At 67.9% G+C, this 20,597-nt stretch carries 14 protein-coding genes; 5 read left to right on the top strand and 9 right to left on the bottom strand.

Going from position 1 to position 20,597, the window contains the following annotated elements; all coding sequences use genetic code 11:
* The first annotated feature begins 88 nt into the window (after positions 1-88).
* Both F0185_RS01415 and F0185_RS01410 read left to right on the top strand, forming a co-directional pair.
* Complete coding sequence (locus F0185_RS01415; protein ID WP_167220898.1) at positions 89-1,840, top strand: ABC transporter ATP-binding protein; 1,752 nt, start codon at positions 89-91, stop codon at positions 1,838-1,840.
* Entirely contained in the window at positions 1,830-3,614 is a 1,785-nt protein-coding gene (locus F0185_RS01410; RefSeq protein WP_167220896.1) for an ABC transporter ATP-binding protein, read from the top strand. The genes F0185_RS01415 and F0185_RS01410 overlap by 11 nt, the downstream gene beginning before the upstream one ends.
* Positions 3,615-3,619: 5 nt before the next feature.
* Here the strand turns inward: F0185_RS01410 and F0185_RS01405 are convergent, their stop codons facing one another.
* Both F0185_RS01405 and F0185_RS01400 read right to left on the bottom strand, forming a co-directional pair.
* Positions 3,620-5,185 carry a hypothetical protein gene (locus F0185_RS01405; protein ID WP_229476681.1) on the bottom strand — a complete coding sequence of 522 codons (1,566 nt, stop codon included), beginning with the start codon at positions 5,183-5,185 and terminating at the stop codon, positions 3,620-3,622.
* The gene (locus F0185_RS01400) at positions 5,185-6,051 is read right to left on the bottom strand and encodes an ABC transporter ATP-binding protein (RefSeq protein WP_167220894.1); all 867 of its coding nucleotides are present in this window, start codon (positions 6,049-6,051) and stop codon (positions 5,185-5,187) included. Before F0185_RS01400 ends, F0185_RS01405 begins: the two co-directional genes overlap by 1 nt.
* Before the next feature lie 293 nt (positions 6,052-6,344).
* Here F0185_RS01400 and F0185_RS01395 point away from each other — a divergent pair, with 293 nt between their 5' ends.
* Both F0185_RS01395 and F0185_RS01390 read left to right on the top strand, forming a co-directional pair.
* On the top strand, positions 6,345-8,435 hold the full coding sequence (locus F0185_RS01395) for a tetratricopeptide repeat-containing diguanylate cyclase (RefSeq protein ID WP_167220892.1): 2,091 nt from the start codon (positions 6,345-6,347) through the stop codon (positions 8,433-8,435).
* Position 8,436: 1 nt separating this feature from the next.
* Positions 8,437-9,219 (top strand): hypothetical protein, encoded by a 783-nt coding sequence (locus tag F0185_RS01390; RefSeq protein WP_167220890.1) that lies wholly within the window; start codon positions 8,437-8,439, stop codon positions 9,217-9,219.
* Between the two features lie 11 nt (positions 9,220-9,230).
* On the opposite strand, the gene F0185_RS01385 is transcribed toward F0185_RS01390, so the two are convergent.
* Positions 9,231-9,554: a hypothetical protein gene (locus F0185_RS01385; protein ID WP_166893891.1), complete on the bottom strand. Its 324-nt coding sequence runs from the start codon at positions 9,552-9,554 to the stop codon at positions 9,231-9,233.
* Between the two features lie 120 nt (positions 9,555-9,674).
* Here F0185_RS01385 and F0185_RS01380 point away from each other — a divergent pair, with 120 nt between their 5' ends.
* Positions 9,675-11,918 (top strand): molybdopterin-dependent oxidoreductase, encoded by a 2,244-nt coding sequence (locus F0185_RS01380; RefSeq protein ID WP_167220888.1) that lies wholly within the window; start codon positions 9,675-9,677, stop codon positions 11,916-11,918.
* 12 nt (positions 11,919-11,930) lie between these two features.
* Here F0185_RS01380 and F0185_RS01375 read toward each other — a convergent pair whose 3' ends face one another.
* The 6 genes from F0185_RS01375 to F0185_RS01350 form a co-directional block, all read right to left on the bottom strand.
* A complete protein-coding gene (locus F0185_RS01375; RefSeq protein WP_167220886.1) occupies positions 11,931-12,338 on the bottom strand; it encodes a hypothetical protein in 408 nt (135 codons plus the stop codon).
* Between the two features lie 129 nt (positions 12,339-12,467).
* Positions 12,468-13,394, bottom strand: a complete 927-nt coding sequence (locus F0185_RS01370; protein WP_167220884.1) for a hypothetical protein — start codon at positions 13,392-13,394, stop codon at positions 12,468-12,470.
* 4 nt (positions 13,395-13,398) lie between these two features.
* Complete coding sequence (locus tag F0185_RS01365) at positions 13,399-17,013, bottom strand: tubulin-like doman-containing protein (RefSeq protein WP_167220882.1); 3,615 nt, start codon at positions 17,011-17,013, stop codon at positions 13,399-13,401.
* Positions 17,014-17,057: 44 nt separating this feature from the next.
* Positions 17,058-17,510: a hypothetical protein gene (locus F0185_RS01360; RefSeq protein WP_167220880.1), complete on the bottom strand. Its 453-nt coding sequence runs from the start codon at positions 17,508-17,510 to the stop codon at positions 17,058-17,060.
* Positions 17,511-17,536: 26 nt separating this feature from the next.
* The gene (locus F0185_RS01355; RefSeq protein WP_370663955.1) at positions 17,537-19,036 is read right to left on the bottom strand and encodes a hypothetical protein; all 1,500 of its coding nucleotides are present in this window, start codon (positions 19,034-19,036) and stop codon (positions 17,537-17,539) included.
* Entirely contained in the window at positions 19,033-20,517 is a 1,485-nt protein-coding gene (locus tag F0185_RS01350; RefSeq protein ID WP_167220878.1) for a hypothetical protein, read from the bottom strand. Before F0185_RS01350 ends, F0185_RS01355 begins: the two co-directional genes overlap by 4 nt.
* Positions 20,518-20,597 lie beyond the last annotated feature (80 nt).

The raw sequence follows: 20,597 nt of genomic DNA, 5'->3' as shown, positions 1-20,597 counted from the left end.
GCCTCTGCGCCAAGTTGCCAAAAGTAGTAAATTGACGGGCTTCGGCCCGTTTTTTTCGTCCGGGCGCAACATCCAAGGAACGTATTCAATGACTTTATCGCGCCTCGTAGGCAGCTTCGTGCGCCGCCATTGGCGCTCGTATATCTCGTCGGCCTTCATGCTGGCCGGCGTGGCGGCCCTCACTGTCTGGATCCCCCGCAAAATCGGCGCCCTGATCGACGGCCTGGCCGCCCACAGCCTCACGCGCGACGACCTGCTGCTGGGACTATTCCAACTGCTCGGCATGGGCGTGGCCATCTACCTGCTGCGGGTCGGCTGGCGCCTGCGCCTGTTCGCCGCCGCCTACCGGCTCGGGGTCGAACTGCGCACGCGTTTTTACGCGCGCCTGTCGGCCCAGGGGCCGGCCTTCTACCAGCAGCAGCGCACCGGCGACCTGATGGCGCTGGCCACCAACGACATCGACGCCATCGAAATGGCGGCTGGCGAAGCCATGCTGGCCGGCTTCGACGGCACCCTGACCCTGATCATGGTGCTGGGGATCATGACGCTCGGCGTCGACTGGCGCCTGGCCTGCGTGGCCCTGCTGCCCTTTCCGTTCATGGCGTTCGCGTTCTGGCGCATCTCCAGCCATATCCACGTGGCGGCCACCGAGTCGCTGCAGCGCTTTTCGAGCCTGAACGACCATGTGCAGGAAGCCCTGTCGGGCGTGCGCACCCTGCGCGCGCTGGGCCTGGAGCAGCGCAGCGCGACCCAGTTTGGCGAACTGGCCGCGCGCGCCGCCGACGCCAGCCTGCGCGCGCAAAAATGGGAAGCCGCTTACGAGCCGGCCGTCGGCCTTACCCTCACCGCCGCCAGCGCGCTCACGCTCGGCCTGGGCGGCTACCTGGTGTGGCAAAACCAGCTCACCATCGGCGCGCTGACCAGCTTTTCCATGTACCTGGGCCAGTTGATCTGGCCGATGTTCGCGGCCGGCTGGGTGCTCTCGCTGATCGAACGCGGTCGCGCGGCGCTGGCGCGCGTGCAGCCCCTGCTCGAGACGCCCCTCTCGGTGGACGACCATGGCAAGCTCGCCACCCTGGCGCCCGGCCCGCTGGTGCTCGAGCATGTCGGCTACACCTACAGCGGCCAGGCCATCGCCGCGCTGGCCGATATTTCGTGCAGCATCGCGCCCGGCCAGACCCTGGGCCTGGTGGGGCCGACCGGCTCCGGCAAGTCGACCCTGCTGCGCGTGCTGCTGCGCCAGGCCACGCCGCAGGCCGGCAGCGCCACCTGGGGCGGCCAGCCGCTGGCCGACTACACCCTGGCCACCTTGCGCGCGGCGATCAGCTGGGTGCCGCAGGAGTCGTTCCTGTTTTCGGCCACCATCGCCGAAAACATCGCGCTGGCCCGGCCCGACGCCTCGCGCGCGCAGATCGAACACGCGGCCCACATGGCCGCCATCCACGAAGATATCCTGCGCTTCCCGCAAGGGTACGACACGCCGGTGGGCGAGCGCGGCATCACCCTCTCGGGCGGCCAGCGCCAGCGCGTGGCGATCGCCCGTTCGCTGCTGGCCGACAGCACCCTGCTGCTGCTCGACGACGCCCTCTCGGCGGTCGATACCGGCACCGAAACGCGCATCCTCGAACACCTGGAGGAACTGCGGCGCGCGCGCCCCGAGCGCAGCGTGATCATTGCCAGCCACCGCCTGTCGGCGGTGGTCAATGCCGACTTCATCGTGGTGCTGCGCGACGGCCGCATCACCGAATCGGGCACCCACGAGGCCCTGCTCGAACGCGACGGCTGGTACGCCAGCCAGTGGCGCTATCAACAACTGGAGGCCAGCCTCGATGCAATCTGATACCACCGCCAAAGCCATGCCGGCGCAGGCCGCGCAAGCGATCAGCCTGTTGCGCCGCGCCGCCCAACCCGACCGCCGGCATTTGCTGTGGGCGACCCTGTGGCTGATTCTCGCGGCCGGCCTGGAAGTGATCGGCCCGATCCTCGGCAAGGCCCTGATCGACGACCACCTGCTGCCGCGCCACCTCGATTTTCCGCGCATGGCCATGCTGCTCGGCGCCATGCTGGTGAGCGGCTGGATCGCCAGCTGGCTGCGCTACCTGCAACTGGTGCGCCTGTCGGGACTGGCCATGCGTTCGGTGCAACGCCTGCGCGAATGGGTGTTCGGCCACGTGCTGCGCCTGCCGATGGCGTTTTTCGATCGCGCCATCACCGGCCAGTTGATCAGCCGCGTGACCAACGACACCGAGGCCGTCAAGACGCTGTACATCCAGGTGCTGTTCGTGATCCTCGACAGCAGCATCGTGCTGGTCGGGACCATGATCGCCATGGCCTGGCTGGACTGGCGCCTGATGCTGATCGTGCTGGCGCTGGTGCCGGCGGTGGTGGTCATCGTGTTCGTCTACCAGCGCCTGTCGGCGCCGGCGGTGACCCGCGCGCGCGCCCTGCGCAGCGACATCAACGGCCAGATCGCCGAATCGATCGGCGGCATGAGCGTGCTGCAGGCGAATAACGCGCAAGAACGCTTCGGTGCGCGCTTCGGCGCCACCAACGAGGCGCACTACAAGGCGCGCCTGGCCGAACTGCGCGCCAACGCCTTTTTGCTGCGCCCGGCGCTCGATTTGCTCAATGTGATCCTGCTGGCGGTGGTGATCTACAGCTTCGGGCGGCGCGAGATGAACGCGCTCGAAGTCGGGGTGCTGTACGCCTTCATCAGCTACATCGCGCGCGTGGTCGAACCGATGATCCAGATTACGATGCAGTTCAGCGGCTTGCAGCAAGCCGTGGTGGCGACCGCGCGCGTATCGGCCTTGCTGGGCGAAGCCGGCGCGCCGGAACACGACAGCGGCCGTGCGGCGCCTCCCGAGGCGGGGGCGCCGGACGCGCCGGCGGTGCGCATCCGCAACCTCACCTTCGGCTACGCGCCCGGCCAGGACGTGCTGCACGACCTGAACCTGGACGTGCGGCAGGGCGCCTTCTTCGGCATCGTCGGCCACACCGGCAGCGGCAAGTCGACCCTGCTGTCGCTGCTGCTGCGCTACTACCCGTCGCGCCCCGGCGCCATTGAAGTGAACGGCCAGCCGCTGGCGGCCATCGACAACGAGCGTTTCCGCTCCGAGGTGGGCCTGGTGCCGCAGGACCCGTTCCTGCTGGCGGCGTCGGCGCGCGAGAACATCGACATGGGACGCGGCCTGTCGCAGCAAGCCATCGAAACGGCGGCGCGCGCGGCCCATGCGCACGACTTCATCGCCGCGCTGGAAGACGGCTACGATACGCCGCTCGGCGAAAGCGGCTCGCGCCTGTCGACCGGCCAGAAACAGCTGATCGCGATTGCGCGCGCGCTGGCCGGCCAGCCGCGCATCCTGCTGCTCGACGAAGCGACCTCGCATATCGACAGCGCCACCGAGCAGGTGGTGCAGGAGGCCTTGAACGAACTGCGCGGACGGGTGACCATCATCGCCATCGCACACCGCCTCTCGACCATCCGCGAGGCCGACCGCATCGTGGTGCTCAATCACGGCCGCATCTCGGAAGCCGGTTCGCACGACGAGTTGATGCAGGTCGACGGCGGCCTGTACCAGCGCCTGTACCTGTTGCAGCAACTGGCGGTCTAGGACTCCTAGCGTTCCAGGCGGCCGGCGTTGTACAGGTAGCCGCCGGCCAGCGCCAGCGCGCCCACCAGCGCGTACAGCGCCACCGAGTGCAGGTTGGCGGCGCCATTGAAGCCCACCGCGTCGATCCTCGGCGCCTCGGTGGCGTTGAGCGCGACGTAGAACCCGAACAGGAACAGCGACAGGAACAGGCGCGCCGTCCTGCCGCAGCGGCCAAACAGGCTGGCCAACGCCGACAGGCTGGCCACGCCCACCACCAGCGCCAGTGCCCGCAGCGGCTGCGTGAAGGCCCAGCGCAGCGCCACCGGCCCCATGAACATCAAGCCAAGCAGCACGCTGGCGGCATACTGGCGCAGGTAGCGCAAGGCCACCCCGCCGCTCACCGTGCCGCTCAGGTCTTCGGTGGCCCCCGCGTAGTCGCGGGTACTGATGTCGCCCACCAGGATGCCCCACGACGCCACCGCCGCCATCAGCAGCGCCGGCAGGGCGTTCATCGGTGCGAATACGGCGGCGCCCGCACACAGGACAAACGCCAGCAGCGCGGCAGGGGCGATGATGAAGGTCAGCGCGAGGTCGGCCAGCACCTGGCCGGCCAGCCCCGGCACGCGCGCGGCCAGCGCCAGCAAGGGATTGGCCAGCACGGCCAAGGGGCGCAGTGCGGCATTGACCAGCGCCAGTGGGGTGCGGCGCAAGCGGGCGCGCCCGGGCTTGACCCGGTCCGGCGAATAGCGGTGGAACAGCCACCAGGCCGGCAGCAGCGGCACCAGTGCCAGCACGGCCGACGCCGCGCGCAGCCCGATCATGCGCGCGCTCCACAGCAGCGGCGGCAGCGACACCGGCGCCAGCGCGGCGTCGAAAGGGCTCGACCCAATCGAGAAATCAGTGCCGCTCACAAACCCGTGCACCGCCGCCACCGCCACCGCCAGCCCCGAAAAATCGAACACCATCAGCGCCGGGACCTCGCTGCTGCCGCTTTGCGTCATCAACACCAGCTGCGCTATCCACAGCATGAAGAACAGCACGTCCCCGCCCTTGCCCATCAGCGGCGCCCAGCTGTCGAACAGGATCGCGCAACTGGCCGCGAACAGCACCATCGGCGCCATCAGCAGCACGTAGGTTTGCAGGTAGACCAGCGGTTCGAGCGGACCGTCGCCGCGCAGCCCGTGCAGCACCAGCATGGTGAGAATGAAGGCGGCCACCAGCGCGCCGAGGTAGGCGCAGGCGCCCAGCCAGCGCCCGGCCAGGAACAGCGCGCTGCCGACCGGCGTGGCGCCGATCACGCCGCCGATGCCGCTGCGCAGGTCTTCGCTCATGCGCCCGCGCACCAGGTAAAAACCGCCAAGGCCGAACAGCAAGGCGCCCAGGGTGGCGCTGCCCAATGCCAGCGCGGAACTGGTGTACAGCACGCGCGCCTTGTTAAACACCAGCAGTGCATTGCCGCTGGCGGGGTCGGCGATCATCGCCCAGCTGACCGCCACCACCGCCAGCAGCGCCACCATGGTCGAGGTGCGCCGCATGCGCAGGCGTACCTCGTTGAGCGCCAGCGCGCGCAGCAGGTGCAGCATCGACAGCATCACGCCGCCTCCTTCAAGGCGTGGCGCTGGGCGATCAGCGCTTCTTCCAGGGTCGGTTCGGCCAGTCGCGCGCCGGCGCACGGCGAGGCGCCGTGCACGATGCGCAGCGCCACCTGCTCGCCCTCGCGCTGCGCGTGCAGCACATTCACCCTGGCGCGCAGCAGTTCGTAGTCGGCCGCGCCGACATTGGCCGACCAGATGCGCCCGCGCGCCTGGTCGAGCAGGGTGCGCGGCGTTTCGCAGGCGATCAGCTTGCCCGCGTCCATGGTGGCCAGCCGGCCGGCGATGGTTTCGACGTCGGACACGATGTGGGTCGACATGATCACCAGCTTGGTCGATCCGAGTTCGCCCAGCAGGTTGCGAAAGCGCAGGCGTTCCTCGGGATCGAGGCCGGCGGTGGGCTCGTCGACGACCAGGATGTCGGGGTCGTTCAGCAGCGCCTGGGCGATGCCGAGGCGGCGCCGCATGCCGCCCGAGAACGAGGCCGCAGGGCGCCTGGCCTGTTCGTGCAGGTTGACCAGTTCGAGCAGGTGCTTGACGCGGCCCGGATCGCGCACGCCTTTGAGGGCGGCGAAATACTGCATGAATTCGAGGGCCGACAGATTCGGGTACACGCCGAAGTCCTGCGGCAGGTAGCCGAGCCGGCGCCGGATGTGCTGCGGGCGCGCCACGATATCGACGCCGTCGAACAGGATCTGGCCGCTGCTCGGGCGCGTGAGCGTGGCGATCATCTGCATCAGGGTGGTCTTGCCGGCGCCATTGTGGCCGATCAGGCCGACCACGCCGTGTTCCAGCGACAGGCTCACGGCATCGACCGCGCGCACCTTGTTACCGAATGTTTTGACCACATTGCGCAGTTCGAGCATGGTGTTTCCTGACATGTTGATTGATGGGCTTGTACGGAATGTAAGTCAAACGCGCGGCGCCGGGCGGCAAATGCGACAGACGGCCTAATCGCGGTCATGAAGCACCGCCAGGGGCGTCGTATCGGACCAACACTTCCATGCCAAAGCGTCATCGAAACACACGTGCCTGCCATTTACATGTGCATTTAGGGGCACAATCTGAGTGCCGGTGGAACTTTCCCGCTTGCAACAAGAATATAATTGACCGCAGTTTTCCCGCTCGGAAAGCACCGGTTTTCACATGAAGGAACGTGATGTTGGCAGGTTTATCAGACACCCCGTCGGGCCGCCAGGTCCGCGTGCTGCTGGCATCGCTATGCCTGGTGTCGGGTCTCGCCCAGGCCCAGCATCCGGCCCTCGATGCGCGCCTGGTGGAAATCCGCGAAATCAACCGCTACGTTCCGCCCAAGGCGCTCGAAGCGCTGCGCCGGATCGAAACCGAGGCGCGCGCCGCGCCGGTGCGCACCAAGGCCGATTTCCTGGTCCAGCTGTGCCTGGCCCTGCGCGGCTTGAACCAGGTGCCCGAAGCGCTGGCCGCGGCCGAGGAACTGATCGCCTTCGGGCGCGACACGAAGGACAATGTGGTCAAGGCCAAGGGGCTGCTGACCAAGGCTTACGTGGTCTCGCGCATGGACCAGCTGGCGCTGTCGCACCAACTGGCGTGGGAAGGCGAAAAGATCGCCAACACCACCGACGACATGGCACTGCGCGTGCAGGCCGCGATTACCTCCGGCCAGGCCTACGCGGAAGACGGCAATTTTCCGGCCGCGATGGGCAAGATGCAGACCGCGCTGACCCTGGCGCGCCAGTACGGCCAGCCGATCCCCAAGGTCCAGGCGCTCAATTCGTTGGCCATCCTGTACGGCCAGTTGAACGAGCATGACAAGGGTTTCGAGGCGCTCGACGAAGCCACCGCGCTGGCCGAGCAAACCAATTCGCCGGGGCGCCTGGCGACCCTGAAGGATACCGAATACGGCCTGGCGGTCGAAACCAACCAGCCGCAGCGCGGCCTGCGCGCCCTGCTGGCGGGGCTCGAGTACGAGCGCCAGATCGGCGCCGAGGCGATGATCGCCGGGTCGCTGGTGAACCTGTCCGACAGCTACCTGAAGCAGCACGATTATGCGCGCACCCTGTCGTACGCAAACCAGGCCTTGAAGGCGGGGCGCAGCCTGAACGACGACAGCACCGTGGCCACCGCGCACCTGAACCTGGGCCAGGCGCACCTGGGCCTGGGCAGCCTGGTCGAGGGCAAGCGCCATTTCGACATGGGCCTGGCCTGGTACGAAAAGGTCGGCGACAAGCCGGAATTGCAGGAAGTGCTGATGGAATACGGCGCCGCGCTCGAACGCGCCGGCGACATGGCGGGCGCGGTCAAGGCCTATCACCGCGAGCGCGCGCTGTCGAACGAGCTGTTCGAAAAACGGCGCCAGAAAGCCACGCTCGAACTGCAGGAAAAGTACGAGACCGAAAAGAAGCAGCGCCAGATCGAACTGCTGAGCCGCGAAAACCAGCTCAAGACGACCGAAATCGACAACCGCCGCCTGCAGCAGCGCGTGTGGTGGCTGCTGGCGGTGGTGTTTGCGCTGGCCGCGCTGGTGGTCGGCATCCTGTACCGCAAGGTGCGCCACGCGAATGCCCAGCTCAAGGTCAAGAACCTGGAACTGAAGCAGCAAAGTTCGCGCGATCCGCTTACCGGTTTGTACAACCGGCGCCACTTCCAGGAGTTCATGCGCGGCCACCTGCAGGTGGAAAAACGCGGCGCCGGCACCTCGGGCGAGGAAATCGTCGGCGCCCTGTTCCTGCTCGACGTCGACCACTTCAAGCACGTCAACGACAGCCATGGCCACGCGGCCGGCGACGCCGTGCTGAAAATGATCGCCGACAGCCTGCGCGACATCCTGCGCGAGACCGACATGATCGTGCGCTGGGGCGGTGAAGAATTCCTCGCCTTCTTGCCGGCCATCCCGCGCAGCGGCGTCGAGGAAATCGCACGGCGCCTGTTGACCGGGATTTCGCAGCAGGGCATCGACTACCAGGACAAGCGCCTGTCGGTGAACGTGTCGATCGGCTTCGCGCCCTTTCCCCTGGTGCCGGGCACCGATGCGCTGCCGTGGGAACGCGCCGTCAACCTGGTCGACATGGCGCTCTACCTGGCCAAGGCGCACGGGCGCAACCGCGCCTACGGCGTGCGCGGCTTCGCCAATTTCGAAAAGACCACGATGGAAAACATCGAGCAGGACCTCGAGCGCGCCTGGGGCGCCGGCTACGTCGACATGTCGATCGTGCTCGGCACCTGGCCGGAATCGAAAAACGCGGCCACGCCGCCGAAGCTGACCATCGTCTGACATGCCCTCCATGCACGCCTCGTTCGCCAGGCTCGGATTGGGCCAGGACGCCGACATGCGCACGGTGCGGCGCGCCTATGCGCGTGAACTCAAGAGAATCGACCAGGAAGGCGACGCCGCCGGTTTCCAGTACCTGCGCGAGGCTTACGAACTGGCGCTGGCGTGGGCCGCGCAGGCGGCCGGAGCGGTGCCGGAATATGGCGCGCAGCCCCAGCCGCTGTTGCCCGACAGCGGGCGCGCCGACCCGCAGCATCTGTGCGACCTGGCCATTGCGCAGTACCGGGCCGCGCTGGCGCGCCTGACGCTGACGCAGGCGGCCGGCGACGAAACGTCGTGGCGGCGCGAGATGCAGCGCATCCTCGACGGCGACGCCATGATCAACCTGTGCGCGCGCGCCCTGTTCGAGGAAGTCATGGCGCACCTGCTGGCGGCCGGCTGGAAGCCGGGCCACGAAACGCTGCTGCCGGTGGCGGCCAGCCTGTTCGACTGGGCTGGCGACAGGCGCCGCCTGCTGCGCTTCGGCGCGGCCGGGTCGCTGGTCGAGCGCGCCGTGGGCGAACTGGCGCTGTTCAATGCCGCCGGCGACCCGGAACTGGGACGGCGCCGGCGCGTGCTCGAGCGCCTGCGCAAGCCGGCCCCACCCGCCCCCGAACAGCTGATGCGGGACCTGCCGTGGCTGGACCAGATGCTCGAACGCTTTCCGAACATGGTGGCGCTGGTCGTGAGCGTGGACGCCGTCGACGACTGGCGCGCCGGCAGCGCCGGCCGGCGCGGGGCAGCCTGACTACGGCGTGACTATTTGCGCGCCGATTCCTGGATCTTCTCGCCCGCCTGTTCCACCTTCTTGCCGACGTTCTCGGTGGCCCGGTCCAGCCCCTTGCTGGCGTCCAGGGTCGCTTCGTCGATCTTGTCGCCGGTGGCCTTGGCCGCATCGGTGATCTTCTTGCCCGCTTCCTCGGCCTTGTCGACGTTGGCCTTCAGGTTGGCGCCGACGGTGTCGCCGGCTTTATCGATATTGGCGCCGGCCTTCTGCGCCGGTCCCATGCCCTGCTCGTCCTTGTGGCAGCCGGCCAGCGCGGCGAGCATCATGGCGCAGCCGATGAGCGATGTGATTTTCATGATTTCCCCTACGGTTGTTGTTGCTCAGTAGCATACACCGGCGCCCGACATTTCGGTTGACAGTCGGGCGCCGAATGCACACAATCGCACGACCGTTCGATTTTTTGGAAAGTGCTCGCCATGACCTTGTCCGCCTCCCCGCCTACCGCCGTGCCCGCCACCGGCGCGCACCGCATTTGCCCGTTTTGCGAAGCTTGCTGCGGGCTTGAACTCGACCTCGAAGAGAACAAGGTGGTGCGCATCCGCGGCGACGCCAACGACGTGTTCTCGCATGGCTTTTTGTGTCCCAAGGCGATCGGCCTGAAAGACCTGCACGACGATCCCGACCGCCTGCGCACGCCGCTGATCAAGCGCAATGGCGTCTTTGAACCAGCCACCTGGGATCAGGCCTACGCCGAAATCGAACGCCGCCTGCCGCCGGTCATCGCCGCCGGCGGCGCCAACGCCGTGGCCACGGTGCTGGGCAACCCGGTGTCGCACAAAATGAGCCTGCTGCTGTACTTCCCGCGCCTGGCGCGCGCGCTCGGCACGCGCAATATGTTCTCGGCGTCGAGCGTGGACCAGGTGCCGAAGATGCTCTCGGTCGGATTGATGTTCGGCAGCTGGCTGTCGGTGCCGGTGCCGGATATCGAGCGCTGCGACTTTCTGCTCATCCTGGGCGCCAACCCGATGGTCTCGAACGGCAGCCTGTGGACCGTGCCGGACTTTCGCGGCAAGGCCAAGGCCCTGCGCGCGCGCGGCGGCCAGCTGGTCGTGGTCGATCCGCGCCGCACCGAAACGGCCGACGTGGCCGACGCCCACCACTTCATCCGCCCCGGCGCCGATGTCTTCTTTTTGCTGGGGATCGCGCACGCGCTGTTCGACGAACGACTGGTGCGCCTTGGCCGGCTGGCTGAACACACCGTGGGCCTGGAACAGTTGGAGGCGGCGGTGCGCGAGTACGCGCCCGAACTGGTGGCGGCGCGCTGCGGCATCGAGGCGGCCACCATGCGCCAGCTGGCGCGCAGCCTGGCCAACACCCCGCGCGCGGCCATCTACGGCCGCATCGGCACATGCACCCAGCAATTCGGCACCTTGTGTTCATGGCTGATCGATGCGATCAACGTGCTGACCGGGCACCTGGACCAGGAAGGCGGCGCCATGTTCCCGAAAGCGGCCGCGTTTTCGGCCAACACGCGCGGCGCGCCGGGTATCGGGCGCGGCGTGGTCACGGGGCGCTATCGCTCGCGCGTCTCGGGTGCGGCCGAAGTGTCGGGCGAACTGCCGGTGACCTGCCTGGCCGAAGAAATCGACACGCCCGGCCCCGGCCAGGTACGCGCGCTCATCGCCATTGCCGCCAATCCGGTGCTGTCGGCGCCAAACGGGGCGCGCCTGGCCCGTGCGCTCGACGGGCTCGACTTCATGGTCAGCCTCGATATCTATCTGAATGAAACCTCGCGCCACGCCGACGTGATCCTGCCGGGCGTTTCGCCGCTGGAGGACGCGCATTACGACGTCAGCTTCACCCAGTTCTCGCACCGCAATCACGCCCGCTTCAGCGCCCCGGTGCTGGCGCGCGCGCCGGACCAGCCGCACGAATGGCAAAGCATGATGCGCATCGCCGCCATCGTCAAAGGACTGGGCGCGGCGGCCGACATCGACGCGCTCGACGACGAGCATATGCAGGAAGACCTGGCGCGCGCGGCCGGTGCGGCGGCGCCCGCGCTGATGGCGGCCCTGGGTAGCGCGCGCGGCGCCGAACGCATGCTCGACCTGGCGCTGCGCAGCGGCCCGTACGGCGACCAGTTCGGCAAACATCCGGACGGGCTGACCCTGGCGCGCCTGAAGGCGGCGCCGTCCGGCATCGACCTGGGGCCGATGACCAGCCGCATTCCGGAAGCGCTGCGCACGCCGTCGGGCAAGATCGAACTGGCGCCGCAGCTGCTGCTCGACGACCTGGCGCGCGCCAGGGACGACCTGCGCGCGCCGGCGCCGGAACTGGTCATCGTCGGGCGCCGCCAGCTACGCTCGAACAACAGCTGGATGCACAACCTGCCGGTGCTGGCCAAGGGCGCCTACCGCTGCACGGCGCTGGTCCATCCGCTTGACGCGACCCGCCTTGGCCTGGTCGATGGCGCCATGGCGCAGATCCGCAATGGCGAACGGATGATCGAGGCGCAGGTGGAGATATCGGCGCAGATGATGCCGGGCGTGGTCAGCCTGCCGCATGGCTGGGGCCACAACCTGGAAGGCACGCACATGCGGGTGGCGGCCGAACGGCCGGGGGTGAACCTGAACGCGCTGTTGGACGAGAACCTGCGCGACCCCTTGTCGGGCAACGCGGTCCTGTCGGGAATTGCAATCGAGATGCGCCCGCTGCTGTGAAGTCGCCTGCGCTCAGCGCAGTTCGACCGCGTATTCGACCGGGACCTGTTCAACGAAGCGCATGACCTGGTTATCGCGTTTGCCGCGTGCGACCCTGGCCGGCGCATCGGCGCCGCGCGCCCGCGCGCTGGCGGCGTTGGCACCGCCCGCCGCCCCTGGCGTACGCGCGAGCGTCACCCAGCGTTCCACGCCGGCCGCCACTTCATCGTTCTGGCGCGCGGCATCGATGCTCCACTGGCGCGCGCGGAACTGGGCATAGCATTTTTCCCACGCGCGCACCTGGTCGTCGACGCGGCGCGCGGCCTGGATCGATACCGATTTGTCGGGAAACTCGGGCGTGACGCAATCGAAGCTGGCAGCTTGCACCGATGCTGCACCGCAGGCCAGCGCCAGCGATGGGAAAATTCTGCTGAGCGCCATCGACGTCTCCGGTGAAGTGGAAAACGTGATCGTAGACCAAGAAGCAACATTTCTGCAAGAACTTTGGCAATCTTTACAAAAAAGATACATGTCTGACGAGTTGCCACGCGCTGCGCACCTGAGTTGTACTTACATGCAGCGGTCGTTAATCCACTCGCGTCCCGCCCCCACGCAATGGCGCATGTCCGTGAGCAGGCGGTCGGCGTGCTTTTTGAAGGCGGCGCATTCGCGGCTGCCGTCGACCATGGCGATGCAGGTTTCCAGCTTGTCGGAGGCGGCCTTGTAATTGCCCTGCGCCAGTTCACGCTCCGCTTCGGCGATCAGGTTGCGCGCCGACTGGCCGGCCGGGCGTTCGATCACAGGCCGTTCCACCACCGGCGCCTCGGGTTTGACCGGCACGGCCGGCGTGTCGCGTTTGGGTGCGCTCTTGGCCTTGGCGCCGCGCGTGCGTTTGCGCTCGCAGGCACTGGCGGCCGCGCCGATCGACGACTGCAGGCGGTCAAGCTGGGCCTCGCTGGCCTTGTCGCGCCTGAGCGCGTCCAGTTCGGCCCTGGCCTCCTTGATATTGCAATCCTCGGCCTGCAAAATCGCCTGCTCGATGCGCGCCTCGAACTTCTTCGGCTCGGGCCTGGCCATGAACCAGATGCCGGCCAGGACGGCGAGCGCCATCAGCCAGTAACGCAGGCGGATCGGTTTGCGCAGCGCCGGCCCGGAGGGTGCGGCGCGCGGCACGGCTTTGGGCGGGGCCGGAGGGACGGCGGCGGCGGCCGGACCAGGGATCGGCGGCGGCGGAGGCGGAGCGGCGGCGGGGCCGGGCCTGGCCGGTGCAATCGGCACTTCCTGCACGAACGCCGGCGCTTCGACCGCTGGCGCGACGTAGGCCGCCACGGGCGGCGCGGGCGCGGGCACAGGCTCGCTCACGGCGGCGGAGGCCGGCCGCAACGCGCCCTCGTGCTGGGCGGTGCCGCAGTACGGGCAAAAATCGACCCGGCGCGGCATCGGGCGCGCGCAGGCGGCGTGGATGCAGCGGTAGATCACTTGGTCTTGCAGGTTCATGGCGTCAGTCCGGATCGGGTATGTCGTTGTCGGGGTCCGGGATGGCATCGTCGAACAAGGAGGCCAGCTCCGGCAGTTCGCCCGCGCTCTTCCACTTGTCGGCCTTGGGATTCCACTGCATGTTCCAGACCTTGGTCTGCGGCCCGGCTTCCGCGCGAGCGATGCGCAGCGCGATCTCGTCAATCGAAAACGGTCCCTGCTGCGCGCCGTTGAGGAACAGTTTATAGCGCGCGCCCGCTGCCTGCGGCGGCGGCGCCAGCGCGCGCGCGGCCAGCGCCTGCGCCGCCTCGGGCTCGCTGGCCAGGAAGGCCGCGCGAATGGCGCGCTTGTCGACCGACTTTTCCACTTCCCACGCGTAGGCGTCGCTGGCCGAACCGGGCACCGGTTCGGTCCACTCGGCCAGCGAAGCGCCGGCGGCGTCGATATCGCGCTGCGCCAGCGCCGGATTCATGGCGCGTGCGCGCTTGAACCACTCTTCGTACAGGCGGCGCGCGGTGATGTTCGGCAGCGATGGCGACGGCAGCTGGGCGCCGGTTTCATCGACTTCGAGCTTCGGTTCATACACGCGCTGCTGGAAGTGGCGCATCAGGGTCGCCAGCATGGTGAACTGGTTCGGTCCCAGCCTGGCCAGGCGCTGCTGCACGGCGGCGATCACCTGCTCGCGGTAGTACGGCGGCAGGCCGTTGGAGCGGATCGCGAACTCGTTGCCGATCTGGAGCCACTCGCCGGAACCCGGTTCGACTTCGAACAGGTACTGCCCGCGTGGCTGGAACGACGCTTCGCGGTCGGCCAGATCGCTCTTGCGGCGGATCACGCCAAGCGCGTTGGCCTGCAAGAACCACTCGTAATCGTCGGCCAGGCGGTTCAGTTCATCCATCGACGGCGAAATCGGATGGCGAAAGCGCGTCGCGTCGAAATGCAGGTGGGTCGGAATCTTGGGGTTTTCGATCTGGTACGAGGTGCGCCAGGTCGGCAGGCCGCGCAGCACCGTCATCGGAAAGCCCGACAGCTCGATGTAGCACACCGCCTTGCCGCTAATGCCGGTGTTGACCACCGAAACCAGGTCGCCATGGAAGGAACCGGCCGGCACGGCGGCGCGAATTTCGGTCTCCATCAGGCGCCAGGCATTGACGTCGCCCACGCCGATGAAGCACTTGAACTGGTCGGCCCTGGGCGTGAACTCGGCGGAAAAGCGCGCGTTCATCCACGGCATGGCGCTTTTGAGCCACTCGCCGAAAATGCGCGCGCGCTCCTGCGGGGACATGGCGCCGAGGCGTTCGAGCAGGGGATCGACGGGTTCGGCGTCGTCCAGTTCTTCCACGCTGAGCTGGGTCTGGGCGCGGCGGAACAGTTTGAGCAGCAGGCTGGCGCGCAGTTTTTCGTCGCCCAGTTGCGGGAACAGGCGCGCCGAGCCGCCGAATTCGAGCAACACTTCCTCGCTCCAGGCGTGGATGTCGCCGCTCAGTGCCACCGGGTCGGGCAGGATGTCGCTGGCCAGCTTGATGTAGGTCGCGTGTTCGTGGCGCGCGTCGGCGCGCAGCTGGTCGATGCGCTGGTCGACCGCGCCGAGCATGGCCTGCACGCAGCGGCGTCCCTCCTGGAATTCGCCGGCGATGCCGCTCCACACGGGCTGCCCCTGTTCATCGGTGCTTTGCGGGTCGCCCAGCCAGGATGACATGGTGCGCATGACCTCGATCGACTGGCCCGCCGCCACCGCCAGCAGGTGGAAACGCAGGTAGTCGGCAATGTCGCGCTTGAGGTGGGCCATTACTTCGCGCGCCTGCGCATCCTTGCCGAACAGGCGGCTGGCCGCCTGCGACAGGTTACCGAGCGACTCCTCGACCTGGCGCGTGCGCAGCGCGTCGCGGATGTCGCGATAGCGCTTGCCATTGCGTTCGGCGTTGCCCAGGTCGCGCTGCAGCAGGCGCGCCTTGATCTGTTCCAGCAGCGAGAGCACGAATTCCAGGCCGCCCTGCTTGCGATCGTCCAGCAGCGCGTACAACTGGGTGCGCGCGCGGCCCTTGAGGCGCGTGGTCAGCTCGGAAGTATGGCGCTTGATGCGGTCTTCGCTCGTTTCGGCGGTGGCGCCGGCTTCGCGGATGGCGTCGCGCTCCAGGTGCGGCAGCAGCTCGGCCACTTTTTCGCGCCACACGCCCAGGTCGTACGAGGCCATGATGCGGTCCATCTCCAGCTGCACCTTGCTCTCGACCCGTTCCAGCAGCGAGCGCTGGTCCTTGTCCATCAGCAGCTGGTCGGTCAGCGCGTATTCCTGGAACGGGGTCAGGTCGACCGTGCCCTTTTTGAAGTCGGGGAATTCGTCGAACGGATGCTCGCTCATCGACATCTGCTCGCGCATGAAGACGTCGCGTTCCTGATCGCCCGCGCGGCGCGCCGCCACGCCGTCGCTGCCCGCCAGGCCGAAGAAGGCCTTGACCATCAGCGCGGCCAGTTCGTAGGCGCGGATATCGTCGCGCAGGCTTTGCTGGGTGTCGAGCACCGCCTGGCCGAAGGCCGAATACACCTTGGAGTACGACAGGCGCATGTCGCCGAAGCGCTGTTCCGGCACGCGCGGGTTGAACGGCCCGAGCTTGTGCTGCTGTTGGTTGACCGCGATCGAGCGCTTGCGGTTGGCAAAATCGGCCGACGCGAAGTCTTCGAACAGGGTGTCGGCCACCATCTGGTAGACATCCTTGACGTCGCTGGTGGCCTTGTTGGCCAGGTTGGCGGTATCGACGAAATACACATCGTCGAAGGGCGCGCCCTTGCCGACCAGGTTGTCCGGTTCGGCCCAACGGACTTGCGCGTTCATGTCGCGCATGGTCGTCTCGAGTTCCATCAGGGTGGCGTAGGCGTTGGCCTCGGTGCGCTCCTTGTTGGCCTTGGCGAAACCGGACGGCATGAACAGGACCAGGTCGACCTGGTTGTCGGACACTTCCTGGCGCGCGATGGCCTTGGAAATCCAGCCCAGGTCGATGGCGCTGCCGGCGCCCGTGCCGCCCGCGCACGAGGCGATGACGACGATGCGGAACTTGGACGTATCGACCTGGAGCCCCAGGCGCTGGTAGGTTTCCTTGCGCTCGTTGCCGGCGTTGCTGCTCAAGAAATTGAGGGCACCCTTGATGCGTCCGCGCAGCTTGGGATATTTATCGAACAGGTACAGGCGCGCCAGCGCGCGGATCTGGCCCGCGCCCTTGGACGGATCGATCCCGAGCGAGCGCAGTTTTTTAGGCCGCAGCGGCATCCAGTTTTCGATCAGCGGAAAGCGCGCCAGGCTGTCGTCGGACTCGTGATACTGGGGCAGGTCGAGCGACTCGACCAGGCGCTCGTCGTCGCCCAGCTTGACCAGCTCGTACCACGGGTCGGTGCGCTGCGATTTTCCTTCGTCGATGATGGCGTTGTTATCGAGGTCGAAGTGCAGGAAGCGCGCGACCGGGAACTGCGCGATCGATTCGACGCGGGTCGGGTTGTGGCGGTTCCAGACCTCCGACAGGATGCGGCGGCGAATCCGCAGCATCACTTCCATGCCGGTGCCGCCGGCGCCGATGAACAGCGTGGGCCGCAGGTCGACCTTCAGTTCGGCCTTGGCCGCTGCGCTGCCGGTGTTGGGAAATTCTGCCATTGTCATTGTCTTTCAATCATTGGGTCGTCGGAGGCGGGGGCGGATCAGCGCCGGCCCACGAACAGGGCCGCGCCGAGGGCGACCAGGCCAATCCCCACCAGCGGCGCGGTGATCGCCAGCGTCAGGAATTTACTCGCGTTGATGACCGCCAGCACCGCCGCCGCGCTCACGAACGACAGGCCGACGAACAGCAGCCAGCCGGCGCTGCCGGCAGTCGACGGCGCCACGCGCTTGACCACCAGGTGGTGCACATACGCGTTACGCACGAAAAAGTACACGATCAGCAGCACCAGGAACACGGCGCCGCCGATGGCCAGGTCGCGCGAGGCGGTATCGGTTGCGGGCGCGCCAAGCACGGGCGCCACTTCGATCGGCGCCTGCGTGCTCAAGGCGCCGTCGGCGTCCTTGCCGGCCTGTCCGGCAGGCGCGCTGCTGTCGCCGGGAAGCTTGAAGCCGGGATCGGCGGGTGCGCTTGCGGGAGCCTGGGGATTTTGCATGAAGATCGTCCTGATAGAGTAAAAGTTTAGCGGCCCAAGCGTACCTGCGCGCCTTCGCGCAGGTCGATCAGTTGATGGCCGAACAGCGTGGTTTTCAGTTGCGCCACCTTGTTGCCCGCCTTGTCGTAAATCGGCTGCACGGTGCCGGCGCGCGCCTGCATGGTACGCAATTCATCCTCCACCGTCACGTAGGCCTTGCGCGGGCGCGCCATGGCCAGCATGGCCCAAGCGGCGGCGCCCAGCAACGCCAGCGCCGCGCCGATGGCGGCCAGCAGCGGGCCGACGCCGTAATGGACCCGCACTTCGATCGGCAGCGCGGCGCTCGAGCCCTTGATCTGGGCCGGCGGCGTAAAGATATCCGGCAGCGGGTCGCCCGGGAACAAGGTCGCCATGCGCTGGCGGAAATCCTGCGACAGCTCCAGCCGCTGCTCGCTCAGTTGCAGTTCGATCCGCCCTGGCAGCACGTAGGCCGAGCCGGCCGAGGTGACGGCCTTGAGCGACCACGTGCCCGGCAATTGCGTCACCGGCAGCTGCATGGTCGACGCCAGCGGCGCGCTCTTGCCCGGTGCGAGCTTGCTGACCTGGGTGCTGGCCAGTTCGATGGCGCGGTTTTCGCCGCCCAGCACCGAACGCGCAGCGAGAGTGGCGCTGGCGATGGTGTAGGGGTAGATGGTGTTCTCCAGGTTCCACTCGATTTTTGCGGCCGGGGCGCGCGTGCCGGCATCCACGTCGGCGTGCAGCACGCCGCCGGGCGCCATCGAAAACGCCACGCCCGGCGCATCGCTGACCTTGCGCGGCACCAGGCGCAGCGTGTCGCGGTCGAGCGGTTTCAGGCGCGCGGCCGGTTCGGTGATGACGCGTTGCAGGCGGCCCGACAGCAGCAGCGCATCGAGCTCGCGCGCGCCCTGCGCGCCCACCGCGAACACGTACACCATCAGCCCATTGGCGCGGTACTGCGCGCCGCGCACCGGCATTTGCAACGGGAACGCGAGCGCCTTGCTGATCGCGTCGCCACGGTGAATCAACTGGTAAAAATCGCGGTTGCGCAGCGCCGTGGCCTGGTCGTTGTTCGGGCTATTGCGGTTGTTCGTGACCAGCCACACCAGGCCCGGCTTGCCGCCGAGCGCCGTGCCGATGGCCGAACCGACGGCTTCATTGAGGTCGGTGTCGGCCAGCGCCGTGCCACCCGGCTTGTGCGCGACCTCGAGCGCGGCCAGCGCCTTGACCACCTCGCGCCGCGTCGGCACCGGGTCGACCTTGAGCGAGAGCAGCGCCCTGGGCGAGGGCGCGCCGGGCAGGCTCTGGTTAAAGGCGGCCAGCACCATCGGGTCGCCCGGGCCGGTGGCGGCCATGATGATCTCGGCCACCAGCGGCTTGAAGGGCGAGGCCGGGTCGGTATAGAACGGCTCCATCCAGCCGGAATTCTGGATCAGGAATACGTGCGAGGCGGCCAATGCGGGAACGCTCGCGCACAGCAGGGCAACGCTGGCGGGAATGCACGCGTAGCGCGACAGCGCGCCGGTCACGGCAGTGCGTCCAGGCGCCAGCCGCGCACCTGGTTCCAGTCGGGATGGTGCAGCCACAGGCAGTTGTCGTACACGAAGGGCACGCACTCGAGCGGATGCGCCAGGCGCGCGATGTCGTCGAGGATGACGTTGCGCTTGCCGATCCATTCGAACGTGGTGCGTGGGATGATGCGTCCGGCCAGCGCGTCTTCGGCCATGCCGGTGTACTGGTGGAAGCGCAGCACCAGGCCACTGGGCTGGCTGCGGTTGTTATTGAAGCCGCGCAGCAGCGGCAGCACCATGGCGTCGTCGTCGTGCGGATCTTCCACGTGCTCCAGGCCCCACGGTTCGTCCACCACCGCGTGGCCGCGCCGGAACAGCAGGCTGGCGAAACCGAGGCGCGCGCCGCTCAAGGCTTCGCGCTGGCCGGCCAGCTTGCCCAGTTCGAGGAAAGAATAGGCCTGGCCGTCATGGCCGATCAGCCACAGGCGGCCGTCGCGGCTTTGGGTGGGGCCGCCGAACTGCAGGCGCGGCGACCAGCCGGCCGGCCAGGCGATCCATTGCGGCGGCGCGCCCGGCTGCCATACCAGCTGGCCCTGGGCGTGCAGCCAGAACAGCTTGCCGTCGTAGCCGACCGGGCGCGCCCACTGGCCGGCCGGTGCGTCGCAGGCGTAGACGGTTTCATTACTCATGTCGCTGTGCGCGCTCCACAGGACCGTGCCGGCCTCGCCGTGGACCAGGCAGGCCACATGGCGGCGCATGGCGCCCGGGGCGCTGGCGAGCTGGCCGTCGAACACGACTTCGGTGCGATAGGTCTCGCTGACCGGATTGATGAACAGGCGGCGCAGGCCACGGTCGGTCGGCACCAGCGCCACTTCGCCGCGCCGCGGATCGCTTGCCGGCAGCCAGGCGTAGGACGCGGCCGGGACGCTGAAGGTCAGGTCGGACGCGTTGTCTTCGGGCGCCATGACGTGCCAGGCCTGGCCGAGCGGGTCCCAGTACTGCAGCACGTTGCGGGCGTGGGCCAGCGCGATCAGGCGCTGGGTGGGAAAACCGAAGGCGCCGGCCGCGAACACGCAGTGCGCATTGGGCGGGGCCGGCATATTGAGGTCGGGGCGGCCGGGGGCCGGCGCGGCCGGGCGTTCTTCCAGGTTCTCGCCCAGCGCCAGCGCGGTCACGTTCAGGCCATGCGGCACATGGCGCGGCAGCAGATGGTCGGACCATGGCCCCCACCAGTCGGGCGACGTCTTGGCGCGTCCGGCCAGTTTGTCGAGCGGCGCGCCGCAGGTGGGGCAGAAGGCGAAACCTTCGGGATAGATGGGCGAGCAGTCGCAGGACAGCGGCAGCGAAGCGCCCAGCAGGTGCGCGATATCGGGGAGGCGCCCGCGCGACTGCGCCTGGCGCTCGATGCGGCCAAGTCCCTCGCTCGACGCCAGTTCAAACTGCGCCGTGTGTTCGTCTTCCAGCCATACGCTGCCGGGCGTTTCCCATCGGTGTGCCATGTCGCTTGCCGCCATATATGTATAAGAGTCGCGGCCCGTCGATGAGGGCCAGTGTTGCTCTTCAAATCATAGCGCAAACA

The sequence above is a fragment of the Massilia rubra genome (genome assembly GCF_011682065.1).
Lineage (GTDB): Bacteria > Pseudomonadota > Gammaproteobacteria > Burkholderiales > Burkholderiaceae_D > Telluria_A > Telluria_A rubra.
The sequence above is the reverse complement of the archived record's forward strand: the minus strand, read 5'-3'. Positions and strand labels throughout refer to the sequence as shown.